The following is a 19,886-nucleotide window of genomic DNA, read 5'->3' as shown; positions in this document are numbered from 1 at the left end:
CCCTTATTCATTAAATTTCCTCTTTTGCCTCCTGTATAATATATAAACAATGACAATGATAGCGATGATTGCTAAAATAATGTAATGGGAACCTGAATGTTGGGTTTTATCCTCTGTCGTCTGCGCATATGTAAAATTTGCTACGAAAAGAAGCACCATGAAAATCCACTTCTTGCACATAATAAACGGTTTATTAACTATAGTAGCAAGCTAAGTATTTTTTGCAACAAAGTCAAATTAATTCGGTAAAAAATAAGTTAGATTTTTATGAAATTTTAAGTTATAATGTCTGTTTCTCACATTTGATTCGTTAGGTTCGAAAAATAAAAGGATAGGAGAGGAGCTTTACCACTGATAAAACACAGCTAATTCAGCTTTTTTACATTGGATATAGCTCCGGATATTGTTTAGGGAATTCGGTAAATGGTCCTAAAAATCGTATCTTGTGAACCTTTGTAAGCGTTTTTAGATATTCAAATCATGTCAAAACTTATCAATTTAACTGTCTTTAGAGAGTTCTTAAAATCCAGCTTTGCAGGCGGAATTATACTTTTTTCCTGTGTTATTCTGGCATTGATCGTAGCAAATACATCATTGTATGCCAGTGTAATGGAATTTCTGAACCGGGAAGTAGGCTTTGAGAGCGATCATATTCATTTAAAATATTCGTGGTTGTTGTGGCTCAACGATGGTTTGATGGCGATTTTCTTTTTACTGGTGGGCCTCGAGATAAAACGTGAAATTGTAGAGGGTGAACTCTCATCGCCAAGTAAAGCAATTCTGCCCATTTTGGCTGCGGTTGGTGGAGCACTTTTGCCTGCCATCATTTATTTTGCATTAAATCAGGGAACCGATACTGCAAACGGCTGGGGAATCCCTATGGCAACGGATATTGCATTTGCTTTAGCAGTTATCACGCTTCTGGGAAATAAGGTACCTGCCAGTCTTAAGATCTTTTTGGCTGCGCTAGCGATTGTTGACGACCTACTTGCCATATTGGTTATTGCGATCTTTTATAGCAATGGTATTCATGCGACCTATTTATTTATTGCTTTAGGTATATTTCTGTTTTTGATCGTGTTAAATAAATTGGGCGTTAAAGCGATATGGGCTTACCTGATTCCGGGACTATTTATTTGGTACTTTGTTCACCACTCGGGTATTCATGCAACAATAGCTGGCGTGCTGGTGGCCATGACGCTGCCGACAACACCGGATGCGGAAGAATCTCCCTTGGAAAAACTTGAGCATCTATTGACCAAACCTGTCAATTTCATTATCATTCCTTTGTTTGCATTTGCGAATACGCTTATTCCAATCCATGGGGAAATGATTGGTGGTTTGACTTCAAAATTGGGGATCGGTATTATCCTTGGCCTAATCGCTGGTAAATCAATTGGGATATTTTTGATCTGTTTTATTGCTAAAAAATTGAAGATTGCGCAATTACCGGAAGGGGCTGGCTGGAAACAGATTTTTGGTGTAGGTTTGTTGGGGGGAATCGGTTTCACGATGTCGATCTTCATCTCGATACTATCTTTTGATGATAGCATGCTGATTGAAGAAGCAAAGTTCGCGGTTCTGATCGCTTCTTTATGCGCTGGCTTGCTAGGCTATGTTGTTTTGAGCGCAGTGTCAGCCGCAAAGAAAACAGAGGTTATTGATTAGATTTTGAATAGATAGCAGTCGTATGCTTGGCTTACAGGAATATGTAGGACAGTTGTTTTTGGTCAAATTTATTTCTGATTCTCTCATGGATTAATCCTATCTGGACATCTATTTGAAAGCGGATAACGAGCTATAGGTATTAATTTTAGACTTTTATGAATTAGATTTAGTAATTTAGGGCACAACAATAAAAACAATACGTTGAGATTTGATGAATTTGGCTTTGTTCCAGCTTTGGAAGAAGGTTTAGAAAGTATGATGTTTGAGGAGGCTACGCCGATCCAAGAACAGACCATCCCGATTATTAAAGAGGGAAAAGATATGATTGCCTGTGCACAGACAGGTACAGGTAAAACAGCAGCTTATATGTTGCCGATCCTCGATGCAATAGCACGGAATTCAAGGGAATCTATCCTCGCTATTATCCTTGTTCCGACCCGGGAACTTGCTATGCAAATTGACCAGCAGATTATGGGCATGTCTTATTATACGGGTGCAACATCCATAGCCATTTATGGTGGTGGTGATGGTATGGGGTATGAACAGCAAAAACGGGCCATACGAGAGGGGGTAAATATTATTGTTGCTACGCCGGGAAGGTTGATAAGCCATCTTACCTCCATGAAGATTGATCTCTCTCATTTAAAGCACTTTGTTTTGGATGAAGCCGATAGTATGCTGGATATGGGATTTCAAGACGATATTTTACGTATTGTAAGTTATCTACCGAAGAAAAAGCAGATGCTTTTGTTTTCGGCGACGATGCCGATGAAGATCAGGTCTTTTGCCCGAAAAATTCTGCAAGAGCCTGTGGAAGTCAATATTGCCATTTCTAAACCTTCGGAAGGGATAGATCAACGTGTATATCTTGCCTATGATCAACAGAAAATGGAGCTTCTGAAGAATATACTGAAGGATCCCAACTATGTATCTGTTATTATTTTTGCATCCCAAAAAACTACAGTCAAACTTCTCGCTCAGGAATTACAGAAGCAGGGGATTGATGCGGAAGGTTTCCATTCGGATCTCGAGCAGTCGAAACGGGAAGATATCATGGCTAGATTCCGGTCTCGTCAGGTACGGGTACTGGTAGGGACAGATGTGATATCTCGCGGTATCGATGTGGTGGGGATCAGTTTGGTCGTTAATTACGATGTTCCACCGGATCCGGAAGACTACGTACACCGTATTGGACGTACTGCGCGGGCAGCAACTACAGGAACAGCCATTACCTTTGTCAATGAGAAAGACCAAAACCGTTTCGCTCAGATCGAGAATTTAATAGGTTATCCGATTGAACAACTTCCATTGCCAGAGGGGTTTGAAGCGGGACCTACTTATAATCCTGCCAAAAAGAATCCACAGCATAAGAAGAAGCGTTTCAATAGGAATAAAAATAAAAACTATCAGAAAGCTAAAAGAGCCTGATTTTAAAATACAAAGCCCCCATATGAGAAAAATATGGGGGCTTTGTATTTGAGTATATACTGTATTCAACTTTTATTCAACAGTCCATACGGCCAATTCATATCCGTCAGGATCCTGGAACTGAAATCTTTTTCCTCCGGGAAAGCTAAAAATATCTTTTAATATAGTCCCGCCAGCACGGATAACCTGATCACGCGTAGCCTGCAGATCGTCGGCATAGATAACGACGAGAATACTGCCATTTCTGGGGTCACCAAGTGTAAAACCACCATCAACATATTTTCCGCCAAAAGCCGTATATGCTGGTCCGTAATCCGTAAACTCCCAACCGAAACTCGTTGAGTAGAATGCTTTGGCACGTTCAAGGTCGCTTGATACAAACTCAAGGTATTGGATCTGCTGATTGACAAATTTGTTTTCTGTACTGCTATTGCTCATAACGGAACTATCTATTTAATGTATATATAATAAATTGCTTGACCGGTTGTGCCGGTTTTGGAATTAAAACCCGAACCGTTTCATAAATATAAGGCTTTGTTGAAAATGACACACATTTTTCTTTTCAACATGTTTTTTGGGGGCTACCTGTTTATCGGGGCTACCTGCTTGGCACAAGGAGGAAACAATATTCATTTCCCAATCTTCGTTAGACTGGGAAATGAATGGAGGTTGTTAAGCGCTCTTTTTACTACTGATCCAATACTGCAATAACACAGATGAAACAACCAAAAACAGTCCAACATAGAAGGATAGGTTTAATTCTCTTGCTTCATTAAGAAGTAAAAATGCAATCAAAATAGCATATACTGGCTCAAGATTTAAGCTTAAGTTCAATGTAAATGCTGATATCTTCTTTAAGATTTCTGTAAATGCGAGATAGACTCCCACAGTGCAACATAAAGATAGGATGATCAGATAGAAAATATCCAGGGCATCGGGAATGAAAGTGCTGATTGGATAGTGCTGAATGTAAAAAGGAAGTAGACATGCCAGCCCTATTGTTCCACCGATCATTTGATAATAGTTAATGCATATTGCGTTGTACTTTTTGGTCAATTTTTCATTGTGAACCGCATAGAGTGAGGCAAAAGCCGGAGAAATTATCCCTAAGACTATGCCAAGCTGGTGTGAGGTATCGAAGTGAAATATCAGTGCTATCCCACACAACGTAAGTCCACTCAACAGAAGTTCAGACAATCTGAATTTCGTTTTATTGATCATCGGTGAAAAAATAGCGGTGAAAAAACTTGCCATACAGTAGCAGATCACGCCGATGGAAATGTTTGAATATTTGATGCTAGCATAGAATAATAGCCAGGATGCTGTCAATAGTAGCCCATTTTTTGCAATATGTAGTTTCTCTTTGAACGTAAAATCGGTAGGTATTTTATACCATTTTAGAATAAAAAATAGGATAACGGCAGCTAAAAATACACGGTACCATGTGAGTATCCCCTCGTTGAGTGAAATCGCTTTTCCAAATACGCCAGATAGTCCCAGGCACAGCACAGCAAGGTGCAGCATGAAATATGAATGTTTCATAAGAAATTGTCTTCCGGTTCCGTCCATGAAGGACGAAAGGTGTTAAATAATAAAATTGATCGTAAATAAGAAGCACAGCAAATCGGTCCATTTCTGGTATTGGGCTTCAGTAATATAGAGAAAAAATATTACGCTATTGGAGGGGGAAGACAACTCGTTCTATTCATCATATTTGTATTTACCCGAAGATAGGAAATTTTGGGCGCAGCTGCAAAAAAGGAATGAAAAAGCCCCTAGAAAGTCTTTGGTTCTAGGGGCATATATTTAGTCAGTTGCCTTTATTTTGTGATTCTATGGCGTATTTGGCGGTAAAGTATCTGTTCCGCCACCCAGTGCACGATAAAGATCTATAGCTGCGTTGAGCTTTTCCCGTTTTACTGTAATACGTTCCAAATCATTTTGGAGCGCATTGTTTTGGGCAGTTATCACTTCCAAATAGTTTGCCATCCCACTTTTATAAAGTAAGGCTGCATCAGCGGTGGCTTTGGCGAGGGCATTTGATTTGGCGTGGATAAGTTGCAGGCGCTGTTCCGTATGTTTGATTTTTGCCAAGGCATCAGAAACTTCTGAAACTGCAACCATAACCGACTGTTTAAACTTCAATGCTATCTTTTCGCGTTCGATGACTGATATCTCATAGTTTGTTTTTAAAGCACCTTTCTGGAAAATTGGCTGTGCAATATTCCCCGCTATTGTTTTCACAATCGAACCCGGTAGATCAAACCATTTGTTAAATTGAATGGAGTTTGTACCAATGGATGGTGTCAAGCTTAGGGAAGGGTACATCGCCGCTTTGGCGAGTCCCATTCTGCTTGTGGCAGCCACAACCGCGTATTCAGCTGCTCTGACATCTGGTCTGCGGCTCAAGAGTTCGGCCGGCACCCCTGTAGCAAGTCCGTCTCCAACAATCGTATCATCTAAACTTGCTGTACGTTGAATGCCCTGAGGGAAACTTCCGCAAAGAATGCTCAGTGCATTTTCTTCTACAGCCATGTTTTGATGGGCTAGGGGAATCAACAATTCAGCAGTTTTCTTCTGAGCTTCGGCTTGCTCCACGGCAAGCGAACTGACCAGTGATGAGTTGTATTGCAAACGTATCATATTCAGTGTGCTGTCGCTCAATTGAACATTTCTTTGTGCAATCTTAAGCTGCTCATCCAAAGCAATCAGATTATAATAGGACTGGATGACCTGTACAATAACCCGGGTTTTCAGAGCCGATAAATTTTCCTTTTGGCCAAAAAAATTGGCCATAGATTCCTCTTTTTGCATTTTTACCTTTCCCCAGATATCGGCTTCCCAAGACAATCTGAGCGTGGCACTATAATCGTCCATATAAGGTGTCCCGATAAATTGGTCACTCAGCGAGCCATTCAAGGAGTTGCTCGATAACCAGGTTCTATTCGCTCCAACGCTTAAATCAGCTGTTGGCAGTAACCCTTTCTTAGACTGCTTGTACGCGAGTTCCAATTGTTGCATGTTGAGGAGTGCAACATTGACGTCTGTATTGTTGGATAATGCCTTCTCAATGAGTGAGGTCAACAAGGGATCCTGTACAAAGTTACGCCAGGATAGTTGTAGCGTATCAGATGTTACGACAACCTCGCTGTTTTTGAAATTTTCGGGCATTGCTATCTCCTGACGTGTGTATTTTTTCCCCACGCTGCATGCGGACAACAACAGGGTAGTGCTTGCAAAAATTGTTATATAGTGATGAAATCTTTTCATTTTAATCGTTTGTATTGTGTACTGTATTGTCCGTAAGCTTTTTACCCGAAACTTTTTCTTGCAAATATTGGAACACCAGGTACAGTAATGGTATAATAATTACCCCAAGGATAACACCGCTTAACATACCCATTGCTGCTCCGGTACTGATGGAATGGTTACCTGTAGCCGTTCCGCCGGTCGCAAACATCAAGGGGACCATACCCGCAATGAAAGCCAATGAAGTCATCAAGATTGGGCGTAGACGAGCTCTTGCGCCTTCTAAAGCCGAATCAATGAGTGAGGAGCCTGCTCTTCTCCGCTGTAAAGCAAATTCAACAATCAAAATGGCATTTTTTGCCAAAAGACCGATGAGCATGATCAAGCCGACCTGGACGTAGATATTGTTGTCCAATCCAATGGCACGTGTTCCTAGGAAAGAACCGATCATACCTGTTGGGATTGATAACAGGACGGCAAGGGGCAATAAATAACTTTCATACTGTGCTGATAGTAAGAAATATACAAATAGTAAGCTTAATGCTAGGATAAGCACAGTCTGATTGCCCGAAGACTTCTCTTCCAAGCTAAGTCCCGTCCATTCGTAGCTATAGTCTCCCGGTAATTTGGTCAATACATTTTTCTCCAATGTTTCCATGATCGCACCATTACTGATACCAGGTGTACTAACCACGTTTATCGTGAGTGAATTGTATAAATTATAACGAGTTACCGACTCAGGACCATAAACTTTACGAAGTGTAACCAAAGTGTTCACCGGAACCATTTGGCCAAGATTATTCTTGACAAATATTTCGTTGAAGGCTTCTTTATCGGTTCTATAGATGCCATCCGCTTTAACTGCTATCCGATAGAATTTACCGAAACGATTGAAATTCAATGATTGGTCACCCGCAAAGTAAGTTTGAACGGACGAAAGCATTTCACTGACATCTACGCCAAGTTGGGCAGCTTTGTCTTCATCTACTTCTAACTCCATCTGTGGATAATCTGCTCTGAACATGGTATAAGCAAACTGCACCCCGGGTTGTTTCATAATCTGCGCAATAACGGAGTCGGACATTGCTTTGAGCTCTACCGGCGATTTACCAGCCCTGTCCTGCAAAACGAGTTCCGCGCCATTCATCATACCATAACCATCAACAGGAGGGGAGCGGAAGGCCATAGCGTTACCTTCTTTGACACTGGATAATTTTTGCGAGATCACTTGGTGAATCTGATCGATATCGTTCATCTCACCACGTTTCTTTTTATCTTTCAGGCGTATAAATCCTGTTGCATAGGCTGCGCTGGAGTTGTTACCGATCATATTGAATCCAGTAATACTTGTATGGCTTTCAATAGAAGGGATATCGGCAAGTAGTTTTTCGATTTTTTCTACTGCTTTTGTGGTTCGATCAAGTCCCGTTCCTGGGGGCATTTCCAAACTGTATACAACAAAGTTATCATCCTCCATTGGTACAAAACTTTTGGAAGTGCTTGTCATGAGGTATCCGGCAACGCCAATTGTCGCTAGGATCAAAAGTGCCGAAATCCATTTTTTCTTTGCCAGGAATTTTAATGAACCAACGTATCGGTTGGTCATGTTTTCGAAGCCAGCATTAAACGCTTTGAAAAAACGTTGAGAAAATCCTGTTTTTGGGCTCAGCCCATCGTGATTTTCGGCGTGTGTATTTTTAAGCAATAATGCGCAGAGTGCTGGTGTTAAAGTCAAGGCATTGATCGCAGAGATCACAATGGCGATAACAAGGGTATAGGCAAACTGTTTATAAAACATGCCCGATGAACCTGTCATAAATCCAATGGGAATAAAAACTGCACACATAACCAAGGTAATGGAGATTACAGCTCCTGTGATTTCACTCATGGCACTATGGGTAGCCTGCTTGCCGGTTAAGTTGGAAGTCTCCATCTTTCCGTGTACTGCTTCGACAACGACAATTGCATCATCGACAACGATACCAATGGCGAGTACTAAGGCAAATAACGTCAATATATTGATGGTAAAGCCAAACACCAGCAGGAAGAAGAACGTACCTACGATAGCTACTGGTACTGCGATTGCTGGAATAATAGTCGACCGTATATCCTGTAGGAACAAAAATACAACGAGGAAAACCAATATGAAGGCTTCAATCAATGTCGAACGTACTTGTGCCGTACTTTCATCCAAGCGTTCTTTGGTACTGATCAATTTAAAAATCTTGATCCCAGGAGGGAAAGAGCGTTGCGCTATTTCAATCTGTTTGTCGATTCCGATTTCAATTTCATTGGCGTTGGAGCCTGATGTCTGGAATATACCAATGGTAACGGTATTGAGGCCATTATTTTGCGAATTACCACTATAACTAATTGAGCCAAACTCGATACGTGCCACATCCTTTAAGCGTACGATCTGAACGTTATTGTTTTTGACGATAATGTTTTCATACTGTTCAGGAAGGTTCTTTTTCCCTTTATAGCGTATGACATATTCCAGTGGTGCTTTTGATTCTTCCCCTAATTTTCCAGGTGCAGATTCCAAACTTTGTTTGGAAATTGCAGCAATGACTTCTTGTGGCACAAGTCCATAACTCGCCATTTTTTGCGGATTCAACCATACACGCATCGAATAGTCTTTGGAACCGAATACCATGGCCTGACCTACCCCAGGTACACGCTTGATCTGCGGGATCAAGTTGATGTTCACATAATTCTGTAAAAATAGTTCATCATATTTTTTATTATCTTCTGTATAGATATTAAATATCATGATCATACTATTTTGTTGCTTGGAGGTCGTTAATCCCATTCGGACAACTTCCTGTGGCAGGATAGGAGTAGCCTGTTGTACTCTGTTTTGCACATTTACGGCTGCCTGATCTGGATTTACACCTGCTTTAAAGACAATGCGTACAGAGAATGTACCGTCATTACTTGCAGTAGATGTAATGTACTCCATGTCCTCCACACCATTGATTTGCTCTTCAAGGGGTGTAACAACTGACCTCAATACTGTTTCGCTATTTCCTCCGGGATAGCTTCCGGTAACTTGAACCGTGGGCGGGGCGATATCCGGGAATCGCGTTTGAGGCAACCTAAAAAGACCGATGACCCCCAGTATGACAAATATGATAGATATAACAGTTGCCAAAACTGGCCTGTCAATAAATTTCTTTAACATTTTAGTTTAAATTTTATAAAGCTTTTAGTATCGTTTTTTTTTCAAAAGTGAATACTGAATGTATAGCCTTGTTGCCTTTCTTTGAGCAGTTCAGCTTTTGCTATACCTGCTATTCTTGTTACATGGTGGATTTTTTAGTCGGTTGAACTTGCATTCCATCATTAAGCATGTCAATTCTATTCATAACGATTTTTTCACCAGCTGTGAGTCCCGATTTTAGTAAATAGGCGTTAGCTGTATTACCTGCAATTTCAATCTGTTTCATGGAAATTTTATTTTTCTCACCAATAACATAAACGAAATAGCGGTCTTGAATATCCTTTACAGCGGCCATAGGTACCAACAATACGTTTTCATGCGCTTTTTTCAAGATTACTTTTGCTGAGCCACCCGAACGGAGAATTTTTTCGGGATTGATGAAACTTGCTTTAAGTGCCATGCTTCCTGTTGTTCTGTCGATGTTACCACTGGCTAACTCTACTTTCCCCGAATGGTTGTATGCTGTTCCATCAGCCAGTAATAGCGTTGCTTGTTGATTGGATGTTTTGTTATTATGATCTTTGATAAAGGCTATAAAATCGGCCTCACTCAATGAAAAATATACATTTACGGTATTGATTTCAGATAGCGTTGTTAAAGGTGTCGCATCTGCTGCGGTAATTAAATTTCCGATCCGATTAGGAATACGGCCGATATAACCACTCACTGGCGCATTTATCAACGTAAATTTGGCATTTATTTGAGATGAACCGAGTGCAGCTTGTGCTTGCGCTACCTGCGCTTTAGCTGCGGCATAATTGGCCTCTGCAGTTTTTAACTGTAATTCGGTATACACTTTACCCTCAACAAGTGGTTTGATTTTTTCAATCTCCAATTTCGCGTTTTGTTCTGCCGATAAAGCAGCTTGGTAAGCTGCCTTGCTGTTGTTTACTTGTTCGTTGTAGACATCAGCTTTTATTTTGAAAAGGGGTTGACCCTGGGATACATAGTCTCCTTCTTTGACATAAATCTGCTCGAGATACCCCGTTACCTGCGCTTTGACATCGACGTTGACGGTCCCCTCTAATGTACCAGGATATTTTTTTTCGGTCTCCGCGTGGGTAGGAGATAATTCGATAAAGTCAACAGTAACTGCCTGCTCTTGCGGTTGTTCTTGGTTGCCTCCACAGGACGATAATAATGCTGCTGCTGTAATAAGTGTAAGGAAAGGTTTTAAAGTCATCGTTCTTTGTGCCATTTTATCATTTTATAATGAAACAAAGAAAAGAATTCTTTTAAGCCATAAGGCAAAGAAATCTACCGAGACGTTACAATTGCTTACTGAAACGTATCAGTGATGATCTGAATTTTACGATATTAAATGATCCGATCCAATTGTGTTGGAGATATTGGTCTTACCGATTGACATCCCCTTCTTCATCGCGAAAAACTTACTTTACCTTTCTGACGAAAAAAGGAGTAAGCGGATCAGTTTTAATATTAATAGTCTAACCAATTTTTTAGCAGTTGAGCCTTTTCTCTGCTCACAAGGATTTCCACTTGATCGTTATTTTTAATTTCTATTTTTAGTTTTCCGTTGAAGTGGTTATGTAATCTTTTGATCGCATCTATATGCACAATGAATTGCCTGTTGGCGCGAAAAAATACTTTTGGATTTAATTGCTGTTCGAGTTCTTCCATTGTTTGAGGGACAATTTCGACAGTGCCACATTTGAGTTGCGCATGGGTAAGTTTAAATTCGGAGTAGAAGTATAATATCTCTTCAACAAGAACGGTTTTATAGCCGTCTTTGAATGGAATTAGAAAGCGTGAGCGAAAATCTTTCGGATAGATAAAATCCAATAAACCTTGAAGCGGTTGTTGGTGGATCTGGAGATCTTTTTGATAGTCAAGTTTTTGGATGGCATTTTCCAGCTCTGTTTTTTCTACAGGCTTAAGCAAATAATCTATGCTATTGAATTTAAAGGCCCTCACAGCGTATTCGTCAAATGCTGTTGTAAATATGATTGGGCAGTCTATTTTTATAGTCTCTAATATTTCAAAGCTTAAACCATCGGATAGACGAATATCCATCATCACGGGGTCGGGAAGTTCATTGCTATTGAACCAGTTGATGCTATCAGCGATATTATCAAGGACATCTAAAATAACGATGGATGGCTTTATTTCCTTCAAAAGTCGTTTTAAACGATCGGCATTGAGTTTTTCGTCCTCGATGATTAATACTTTGGTTATATTCATTATGCTTGCGCTAAAAGTGGGAGGATAACGTTAAATGTTTTGCCATCATTCTTTATTTGCAGTTTTAAGTTGGATAGCAAATCGTATCTCTTAATGATGTTTGAAATCCCGATTCCCGATGATTCGGATACATTCTCAATAGGGATTAATATATTTTCAACAACAAGTTGATTCTGGGAGTTGGTGTATACCTTTATTTTCAGCGGTTTTTTCTTATTTGTCTGATTATGCTTTAATGCATTTTCTACCAATAATTGTAAGGTAAGGGGAGGTAATTGGCAATTGCGTTTGGCGGGATTGACGTTTATTTCGAAGTTTACGCCATCGCCAAATCGGTTTTTGATGAGAAATATGTATGAATTTAGAAAGTTGAGTTCTTCGTCGAGTGAGATAATGTCCTTTTTGGAATTGACAAGAAGGTAGCGATATATTTTGGAGAAGTTTTCTGCATATTCATAGCCTAATTGTTGGTCTTCGAGGATGATTTCTGAGAGCACGCTCAGGTTATTAAAGACAAAATGGGGGTCGATCTGTAATTTTAACGATTGAAGTTCTGTTTCAAGAATGACCTGATCGAGCTTTGCCGCACGCATGGACTCATTTTTCCAGTTAGTGATCAAATGACTACCAATATTGATCCCCATTATCATGAGCGCAATCAATACACTGATTGTAATGTTTTGAATCATCCCCCTTTTTTCCTCCAAAGATGGGGCTATAGTAACATTTTGAGGTCCAAAATAATATTTTGAAATCAGGTACTCCAGCAGTAAATTGATAAAGAGTACTGCAAAAAGGTTGATGACGGTTTCAAGTAGAAGTCGCTCTGTCGGACTATCTTTCCAAGTTAAGAACTTATTAAGCTTGTCATGGACAATGATACTAAATTCGGAAATGATAAAGCTGTAAATGATCGTAAATGTCCATTCACCGAGTATTTCGAACATATTCCGTTTAAAATAGCCATCCCAGCAACTCGAGAAAGGATCAATAATATAGGCGACGAGATAAATAAGCAGAAAGGACAGAAAGGTAAATATCAGCCTTTTTTTATTTGTACTAATTAGAGTCTTATCGTTTTTATAGATCGCTATATCCTGCATTCTTTTAACTTATATGTATCGGTGAAATCTATGCAAATTTCGTAATTCCTTTTAGTATTGGACGACAAATTTCTGCTGAAGCGTATAAAGCCCCGACTGAAATATCAATTTGATGTACTCAGACGTATATTGACGAAGGCCGATAGATTATCTTGCCTTGGCATATCAGAATATAATTTTTTATGAAATTCGGATGTTCTGTTTTTTTTAATGGATTGTAAATCTTGTTGTTATTGTTTTTTTTGTGATCTGTTGATATAACAGTGTAAAAGAATGACTCTGGTTAAGGGGCTCGTTTTTAGCTATAAACAGAAAGGCTTGACATCGTTTCGTCAAGCCTTTCTGTTTTACTGAAGTAACTATTTTTTCGATGTGTTATCGTGTAAATTATTTTGGCTCTTGATGCGTTGTTGGTGTATGGATAATATCGAAATAGATTGTTTTGTCATTCGCGTTTGGATAAACTCTATACGTGAATTCTTTCTTCGTTAATACAGTAATATCAACCACACGAGTAAACAATGTTTCACCAGCAGCATTTTTAGCAACAATTGTTCTCGTTTTACCATCTGCAGATACGGTCCAGTCGCCGTGCATTTTGGGAGAATTGTCAAGATTGAACATTGTAAATGTACCGTCAGATTTGAAATAAGCAAATCCTACAAAATTTGACACGTTAGCATCTGTTAACACTACACTTTCTCCTTTATTATTCTTTGCGTTTGTTGTTTCCCAGGGTGTACTGGCCAATATTGTGGCTCAACAACAGTTTCGTCATCTTTACTGCAGCTCATCGCTACTAATGTGCTTAAGGCGATACATACCGCTAATACAATTTTTTTTAAATCTCTCATTTTATAAAATTTATATGATGTCACAAAAATAATCGCATTGTTTCAGCTGCATTTGTCTCTTTTATTCCAAGGTTTGAAGGATTTATAAATTGAATGAGATCGCGTTGTACAAGAAGGTTAAACAAAAGAAAAAGCTTGCTTTTAATTTGCTTTGAAGTATGCTTTACATGGAAACAAATTAAAGGTGATGGAAGAATGCGCTTCGGATAAAAATAAAACAGGGGACCCGAAAGCCCCCCATCTACCAGATATGTATAATAAAATTAGAAAATTGCTTTTTTTACAGCATTAATTGTTGCTCCATCCACCACCTAATGAACGATACAGGTCAACAACTGCAGAAAGCTCCGCTTTTTTTACCTGAGCAAGTTCGAGCTCACTTTGCAAGATATTGCTTTGTGCTGTAATTACTTCCAAGTAAGTGGCCATTCCTGTTTCAAATAAAAGATTGGCGTGCTTCGTTGCTTCCTTTAGACGTGTCGTTCTATCCAAAGTAATCTTTTGTTTTTCTTTCAATTTTTGAATTGAAATTAAAGCATCGGAAACTTCTCCAGCTGCTGAGATTACTTTTTGCTTGAAGATCAGTACGTTCTTTTCTTGTTCGACACGTGCCAGTTCATATTGAGTTTTCAATTCCTTCCGCTGTAAAATTGGCTGCGTAATACTTCCTGTAATTGCCCCAAATAATGAAGCTGGTAAGTTGAACCAATTGCTTGCCTTGAATGCATTTACTCCTGCTTCGGCGCTAATAACCAAGGAAGGATACATGCGTGCTTTTGCGTATTGTTGATAAGCTTGTGAAGCTGTAATAGCCAGTTCAGCTTGTTTTACATCCGGTCGATGACTTAACAAATCGGCTGGGACGCCAGTTGCTAATTCTTCGGGGAATTGAATATTCGACAATTTCTCCGCTATTTTAATTTCCTGCGGGAGTTTTCCGCTAAGAATCTGAATGGCATTTTCCTGAATACGGATCTGTTGTTCAAAGTCGGGGATCAAGGCCGCAGCAGACAACCGCTGCGCATCGACCTGTTCCAATGCAAGCAGCGTAATGTCACCAACTTCATATTGTTGCTGGACAATACGTAAAGTTGTATCGCTCAATTGCAAGTTTTGTTTGGCGATATCACGCAATTGATAAAGCATCAGTAGTTGATAATAACCTTGTGCAACTTGTGCAATTAATTGGGTTTGAATTACTTTTTTCGCTTCTTCTGTCTGTAGATAGGAAGCTAAAGCAGCGATATTTTGGTTTTTGATTTTACCCCATATGTCGGCCTCCCAGGATAAACCTAAGGATGCCGTATAATCTTCCACATGGTGTTGGCCTAAAAACTGCCCCAGGCTCAATCCATTCATACTATTATTGGATGGGTTGGTGCTATTTCCGCGGATCTGTAGTTGGGCCGTGGGAAGATAGTTAGCTTTTGCTTGTTTCAGGCTCAGTTGAGACGCTTCTATATTTTTTAGTGCCAGTTGCATATCTAAGTTATGTTGTATCGCACTATCGATCAAGGTTTGTAAGACTTGATCCTTAAAAAAATCACGCCATGGAATAGAACCTATGCTAGTTTCCTGCGGAGCTTTAGCCTGGTCACGGTACTGTTCGGGTAAGTTGGGGGCAAGGTGTTGATTGCTGACCAACTTATCTGTTTTGCAAGACCATGCGACAAAAGATAAGATGAAAACCGTCAGTAATTTTGATTTACTATTCATATATTTAAATGCTGTCATGATATACTAATTGTTTGTATGCACGGGTATTTCCAACGAAACGGCATTGTTTTCATGTTGTTTTTGCTTTGGAGAGCCTCCTATTTTCTCTTGGATAAATTGGAAGAAAATAAAGAGAATAGGGATAATAAAGAGCCCTAAAACTACTCCAGTGAACATCCCGCCCGCAGCGGCAATACTGATTGAGTGATTTCCTTGCGCTGATGGACCTACCGCTGTCATCATTGGAATCATACCAACGATAAAAGCTAAAGAAGTCATAATAATAGGTCTCAAACGTAATCCCGCTGCTTTAAGTGCGGCACTAGGAATTGATAGTCCCTGTTTGCGCCCTTGGATGGCAAATTCTACGATCAGAATGGCATTTTTGGCCAATAATCCAATCAACATAACGAGTGCGACTTGTACATAGATGTTGTTGGCAATATCAGTGAAGCTAATTGCTGCGAAGACCCCAAATATACCTGTAGGAATGGAGAGAATAACCGCCAATGGAATGATATAGCTTTCATATTGTGCCGCAAGCAGAAAATAAACGAATATCAGACAGAGAATAAAAATCAATGTGGATTGGCCTCCGGAGACAATTTCTTCTTTAGTCATACCAGAGAACTCATAAGTAAATCCGGTCGGCAATTGTTGTTTTGCAACTTCTTCAACTGCACGGATAGCATCTCCGGAACTATATCCTGGTTTTGGTATCGCATTTATTCCAATCGAATTGAATAAGTTGTAACGAGATGCTGTTTCCGGACCATATACACGTTCTAATTTGACTAATGTATTGATGGGAACCATGTCTCCCAATCTGTTTTTTACAAAAATACCGTCCATTGAAGTTGGTTCACTTCTATCCTTGGCATCAGCTTGGACCATCACACGATAATACTTTCCAAAACGATTAAAATCTGAGGCTTGGGCACTACCAAAATAGGCTTGCATAGTCTGTAAGATGCTTTTTGTGCTTACGCCAAGTTGTTCTGCTTTGATATCATCTACCTGGAGTTCATATTGTGGATAATCCGCTTTAAAGGTTGTGAAAGCCATCATAATTTCTGGACGTTTCATCAATTCGCCAATAAACTTTTGGCCTATGCCACTGAATTTTCCGAGTTGTCCACCGGTCCGGTCCTGCAGTACCATATCCAGACCATCCACGTTACTGAATCCTGGGACAGTAGGGAAGGTAAAGACAAAGAAATTTGCGCCTTTGATATTTGCCAATCGCTGATTGACATCGGCCATAATAGCATTGATGTCTTTTATCTTACCACGTTCTTCATGTGGTTTAAGGAGGATAAATGCAACACCTGCTGATGGACTTGTGGATTGTGTCAAAATATTGAAACCAGCAAGTACATTTAAAGTTTTGGTAAAATCAGCATGTTGAAGTTGTTTCTCCGCTTCGGCCAATGCTCCAGAGGTACGATCCAAAGAGGCCCCTGCTGGCATAGATAAGGATACAGCAATGAATCCTTGATCCTCTGATGGGATGAATCCAGTAGGTGTTTTACGGATCATAAATACAGTCAAAAGTAGGGTAATTCCCAATCCTGCAAATGCAACCCACTTATAACGGATCAAGAAGCGTAAACTACCTAAATAATTCTTCGTCAACCGATCAAATCCAACATTGAATCCAGCGAAGAAACGCTCTTTGAAATTAAGTTTCTTGGCATCAGCATGACCATGATGCGTTGGTTTTAAGAAGAGCGCACATAACGCAGGGCTTAGTGTCAAGGCATTGATTGCTGAAATAACGATTGCAATCGCCAAGGTGAAAGCAAATTGTCTATAAAATACCCCGGTTGAACCTTCCATAAAGCCGATGGGAAGGAATACGGCAGACATCACCAATGTAATCGAGATGATGGCGCCTGTGATTTCACTCATGGCAGATGTCGTAGCAAGCTTAGGCGGGAGATTTTCATGCTCCATCTTGGCATGAACAGCCTCCACAACCACAATCGCGTCATCGACGACAATCCCAATGGCTAGTACCAGAGCAAACAAAGTCAGTAGGTTGATTGAAAAGCCGAAGAGCTGCATGAAGAAAAATGTTCCCACGATGGCTACCGGTACCGCAATCGCTGGTATCAATGTCGATCTAAAATCTTGAAGGAATAGAAAGACAACTAAAAATACCAGTATAAATGCTTCAACTAGTGTATGTTTTACTTGGTCAATAGATTGATCAAGTGCATCTTTTGTGTTGTATAAAACGAGATATTTGACACCTTTTGGAAAGCTTAAAGAGGCTTTCTCCATGAATTTTTGAATGGCAATCTGAATTTCATTTGCATTCGAACCTGCAAGCTGCATTACCCCAATATTCAATCCTGCTTTACCGTTGATGCGGGTATGACTCGCATAGGTATAAGATCCCAGTTCGACACGAGCGACGTCTTTGAGTTTTAGTACAGAACCGTCTGTATTGGAGCGGATAATAATATTTTCGTAATCACTTGGCTGGTTGAGTTTACCTTTATATTTGATTACAAATTCAAAAGCTTCACGGCTGCTCTCTCCGAATTTACCCGGAGCAGCTTCGACGTTTTTATCTTGGATGGCGGCCATTACTTCCTCAGGCGTTAATTTATAGGTCGCCATTTGATTTGGATTGAGCCATACGCGCATGGAGTAGTCTTTGCTACCACCAAATGGCAATGCTTGTCCAACCCCAGGTATCCGTTTCAGTTCAGGAATAATATTGATCTGGGCGTAATTGGTAATAAAGGTCTGATCGTATTTACTCTGATCTTCCGTATAAAGATCCAATACCATGATCAAGCTGTTTTGCTGTTTTGCCGTGGTGATCCCGGCTTGTACAACCTCAGCCGGCAATTGGCTGGTTGCCTGAGCCACACGATTTTGGACGTTTACAGCAGCTTGGTCAGGGTCTGTACCAAGTTTAAAATATACCGTAATCATTAACGAACCGTCGTTACTGGCGGTAGAGCTCATGTAGCTCATATTTTCAACACCGTTGATTGACTCTTCGAGTGAGGGGGCTACGGCACGAAGGACCGTTTCGGCATTTGCCCCAGGATATAATGCCGTTACTTGCACTGCGGGCGGTGCAATATCGGGAAACTGCTGCAATGGCAGTTTGAGGATACCAATCACCCCCAATATGACAAGTAATATGGAGATAACGGTAGCAAGTACAGGTCTTTCTATAAATTTCTTAAGCATGTGATTTTCTAATATTATAATGAATTGATGCTATCTCTTGATAAGGCTTGTGGTGTAATTTTCTGACCATCCTGAAGCAAGTCAATGCCTTTGTAGACAATTCGATCTCCGGCATTTAGTCCTTTACTTACCAGATAGTTTGCACCACTTTTTCCAATGACAGTAATAGGCTGTTGAACAACTTTATTTTCTTTACCAACGGTATAAACGAAGATTTTATCCTGCATTTCAAGGGTAGCAAGCTGCGGTACCAATAATGCTTGTTCATACTTCTTCTGTAGTCTTACACGCCCCGTATTTCCATTGCGTAAAACTCCCTCCGGATTGTTGAACGTTGCACGAAGTGTAATCGCACCGGTATTTTTATCAAACTGCCCGTCCACCATATCTATTTTTCCTTTCTGATCATAAATTGTCTGATCCGAAAGAACTAGGCTGATCGGAGGGAGGTTGTGAAGCTTTTGTTGTAAGTTGCTCCCTTCTGTATTGTTTTTGAATGCAATAAAGTCATTTTCTCCCAGTGAGAAATAAACATGAAGATCTCTTACATTTGACAATGCTGTAAGTGGTTGTGCGTCTGTAGGACCAACCAAACTCCCTTGCTTGCGCTGTAATCTACCGATGTATCCTTCGGCTGAAGCCCGTATTAGGGTATATCCGACATTGATTTTTGCGGTTTCAACGGCCGATAGTGCCAATTGTACGTTTGCTTTAGCGGCATTACGCGCACTGATAGCTGTTTTTAGCTGGAAGTCTGTCAGTACTTTGGTATTCACCAGCTTTGTTTTCTTTTCGACTTCTAACTCCGCATTTTCCAGACTAGCTTTTGCTGCCAGCAAATTTGCCTTCGCTTGGTTTAATTGTTCCTGATAGGGGCGGTCGTTTATCTTGAAAAGTGCTTGACCTTTAGTTACTTTGGCTCCTTCATCGACATAGATGTTTTCCAAAATTCCCTCTACCTGAGGTCTGATCTCAATATTGGCGGAAGCTTCAATAGTCGCTGGATATTCCTGGTAAACGGTCTCGTTACCGTTCTCGATGGTAACGACCGGAAGGTTAACTGGTGGTGGATCAATGGGTTTACTTGTTCCGGTTGAGCAACTGTATAGAAAGATTGCACTCAACACATATGCTGTCTTTACGATATTAATTCGTTTAACACTGTTAAGTCCTGGAACGTAAATCTTTTTAAGACTTGGTGATAAATTTGTTTTCATGTGATCACTTGCG

Annotated in this window: 14 protein-coding genes; 2 read left to right on the top strand and 12 right to left on the bottom strand. The window is 40.1% G+C overall.

All coding sequences use genetic code 11. The annotated features are described in order from the left end of the window. Nucleotides 1-480: 480 nt before the first annotated feature. Both nhaA and B2X72_RS07825 read left to right on the top strand, forming a co-directional pair. Nucleotides 481-1,668 (top strand): Na+/H+ antiporter NhaA, encoded by a 1,188-nt coding sequence (gene nhaA / locus B2X72_RS07830; protein ID WP_145327054.1) that lies wholly within the window; start codon nucleotides 481-483, stop codon nucleotides 1,666-1,668. A 201-nt stretch (nucleotides 1,669-1,869) separates the two neighbouring features. Beyond that, nucleotides 1,870-3,096: a DEAD/DEAH box helicase gene (locus tag B2X72_RS07825; RefSeq protein ID WP_046674542.1), complete on the top strand. Its 1,227-nt coding sequence runs from the start codon at nucleotides 1,870-1,872 to the stop codon at nucleotides 3,094-3,096. 72 nt (nucleotides 3,097-3,168) lie between these two features. Here B2X72_RS07825 and B2X72_RS07820 read toward each other — a convergent pair whose 3' ends face one another. From B2X72_RS07820 to B2X72_RS07765, 12 genes are all read right to left on the bottom strand, one after another. Continuing rightward, nucleotides 3,169-3,534 (bottom strand): VOC family protein, encoded by a 366-nt coding sequence (locus B2X72_RS07820; protein WP_046674543.1) that lies wholly within the window; start codon nucleotides 3,532-3,534, stop codon nucleotides 3,169-3,171. Between the two features lie 234 nt (nucleotides 3,535-3,768). After that, nucleotides 3,769-4,638, bottom strand: a complete 870-nt coding sequence (locus B2X72_RS07815) for a DMT family transporter (RefSeq protein WP_286848941.1) — start codon at nucleotides 4,636-4,638, stop codon at nucleotides 3,769-3,771. A gap of 291 nt (nucleotides 4,639-4,929) precedes the next feature. Then, the gene (locus B2X72_RS07810) at nucleotides 4,930-6,366 is read right to left on the bottom strand and encodes an efflux transporter outer membrane subunit (RefSeq protein ID WP_145327056.1); all 1,437 of its coding nucleotides are present in this window, start codon (nucleotides 6,364-6,366) and stop codon (nucleotides 4,930-4,932) included. 1 nt (nucleotide 6,367) lies between these two features. After that, nucleotides 6,368-9,529, bottom strand: coding sequence for an efflux RND transporter permease subunit (locus tag B2X72_RS07805; protein ID WP_145327057.1), 3,162 nt, complete (start codon nucleotides 9,527-9,529; stop codon nucleotides 6,368-6,370). Nucleotides 9,530-9,647: 118 nt separating this feature from the next. Further along, nucleotides 9,648-10,766, bottom strand: coding sequence for an efflux RND transporter periplasmic adaptor subunit (locus B2X72_RS07800; RefSeq protein ID WP_088162107.1), 1,119 nt, complete (start codon nucleotides 10,764-10,766; stop codon nucleotides 9,648-9,650). Nucleotides 10,767-11,008: 242 nt separating this feature from the next. Beyond that, on the bottom strand, nucleotides 11,009-11,770 hold the full coding sequence (locus B2X72_RS07795) for a LytR/AlgR family response regulator transcription factor (protein WP_286848937.1): 762 nt from the start codon (nucleotides 11,768-11,770) through the stop codon (nucleotides 11,009-11,011). Then, nucleotides 11,770-12,873, bottom strand: a complete 1,104-nt coding sequence (locus tag B2X72_RS07790) for a sensor histidine kinase (protein ID WP_088162106.1) — start codon at nucleotides 12,871-12,873, stop codon at nucleotides 11,770-11,772. Before B2X72_RS07790 ends, B2X72_RS07795 begins: the two co-directional genes overlap by 1 nt. A gap of 387 nt (nucleotides 12,874-13,260) precedes the next feature. Next, a complete protein-coding gene (locus tag B2X72_RS07785; RefSeq protein WP_286848936.1) occupies nucleotides 13,261-13,623 on the bottom strand; it encodes a DUF4822 domain-containing protein in 363 nt (120 codons plus the stop codon). Then, on the bottom strand, nucleotides 13,566-13,727 hold the full coding sequence (locus tag B2X72_RS07780) for a hypothetical protein (protein WP_286848946.1): 162 nt from the start codon (nucleotides 13,725-13,727) through the stop codon (nucleotides 13,566-13,568). The genes B2X72_RS07785 and B2X72_RS07780 overlap by 58 nt, the downstream gene beginning before the upstream one ends. Before the next feature lie 288 nt (nucleotides 13,728-14,015). Then, nucleotides 14,016-15,443: an efflux transporter outer membrane subunit gene (locus tag B2X72_RS07775; RefSeq protein ID WP_286848934.1), complete on the bottom strand. Its 1,428-nt coding sequence runs from the start codon at nucleotides 15,441-15,443 to the stop codon at nucleotides 14,016-14,018. A gap of 24 nt (nucleotides 15,444-15,467) precedes the next feature. Next, entirely contained in the window at nucleotides 15,468-18,656 is a 3,189-nt protein-coding gene (locus tag B2X72_RS07770) for an efflux RND transporter permease subunit (RefSeq protein WP_286848931.1), read from the bottom strand. Nucleotides 18,657-18,670: 14 nt separating this feature from the next. Next, nucleotides 18,671-19,886: efflux RND transporter periplasmic adaptor subunit (locus B2X72_RS07765; RefSeq protein WP_349681392.1), on the bottom strand; the 1,216-nt coding region annotated here is incomplete at its 5' end.

This window comes from Sphingobacterium sp. UBA7253 (assembly GCF_002472745.1).
GTDB classification, from domain to species: Bacteria; Bacteroidota; Bacteroidia; order Sphingobacteriales; family Sphingobacteriaceae; genus Sphingobacterium; species Sphingobacterium siyangense.
Note: the sequence above shows the minus strand (reverse complement) of the source record. Positions and strands in the feature narration are given on the sequence as shown.

What these genes read in the sequence shown, in the direction of transcription:
- nhaA (WP_145327054.1), top strand. Translation starts at nt 481, where the DNA reads ATGTCAAAACTTATCAATTTAACTGTCTTTAGAGAGTTCTTAAAATCC.
- B2X72_RS07820 (WP_046674543.1), bottom strand. Translation starts at nt 3,534, where the DNA reads ATGAGCAATAGCAGTACAGAAAACAAATTTGTCAATCAGCAGATCCAA.
- B2X72_RS07815 (WP_286848941.1), bottom strand. Translation starts at nt 4,638, where the DNA reads ATGAAACATTCATATTTCATGCTGCACCTTGCTGTGCTGTGCCTGGGA.
- B2X72_RS07810 (WP_145327056.1), bottom strand. Translation starts at nt 6,366, where the DNA reads ATGAAAAGATTTCATCACTATATAACAATTTTTGCAAGCACTACCCTG.
- B2X72_RS07805 (WP_145327057.1), bottom strand. Translation starts at nt 9,529, where the DNA reads ATGTTAAAGAAATTTATTGACAGGCCAGTTTTGGCAACTGTTATATCT.
- B2X72_RS07800 (WP_088162107.1), bottom strand. Translation starts at nt 10,766, where the DNA reads ATGGCACAAAGAACGATGACTTTAAAACCTTTCCTTACACTTATTACA.
- B2X72_RS07795 (WP_286848937.1), bottom strand. Translation starts at nt 11,770, where the DNA reads ATGAATATAACCAAAGTATTAATCATCGAGGACGAAAAACTCAATGCC.
- B2X72_RS07790 (WP_088162106.1), bottom strand. Translation starts at nt 12,873, where the DNA reads ATGCAGGATATAGCGATCTATAAAAACGATAAGACTCTAATTAGTACA.
- B2X72_RS07780 (WP_286848946.1), bottom strand. Translation starts at nt 13,727, where the DNA reads ATGAGAGATTTAAAAAAAATTGTATTAGCGGTATGTATCGCCTTAAGC.
- B2X72_RS07775 (WP_286848934.1), bottom strand. Translation starts at nt 15,443, where the DNA reads ATGAATAGTAAATCAAAATTACTGACGGTTTTCATCTTATCTTTTGTC.
- B2X72_RS07770 (WP_286848931.1), bottom strand. Translation starts at nt 18,656, where the DNA reads ATGCTTAAGAAATTTATAGAAAGACCTGTACTTGCTACCGTTATCTCC.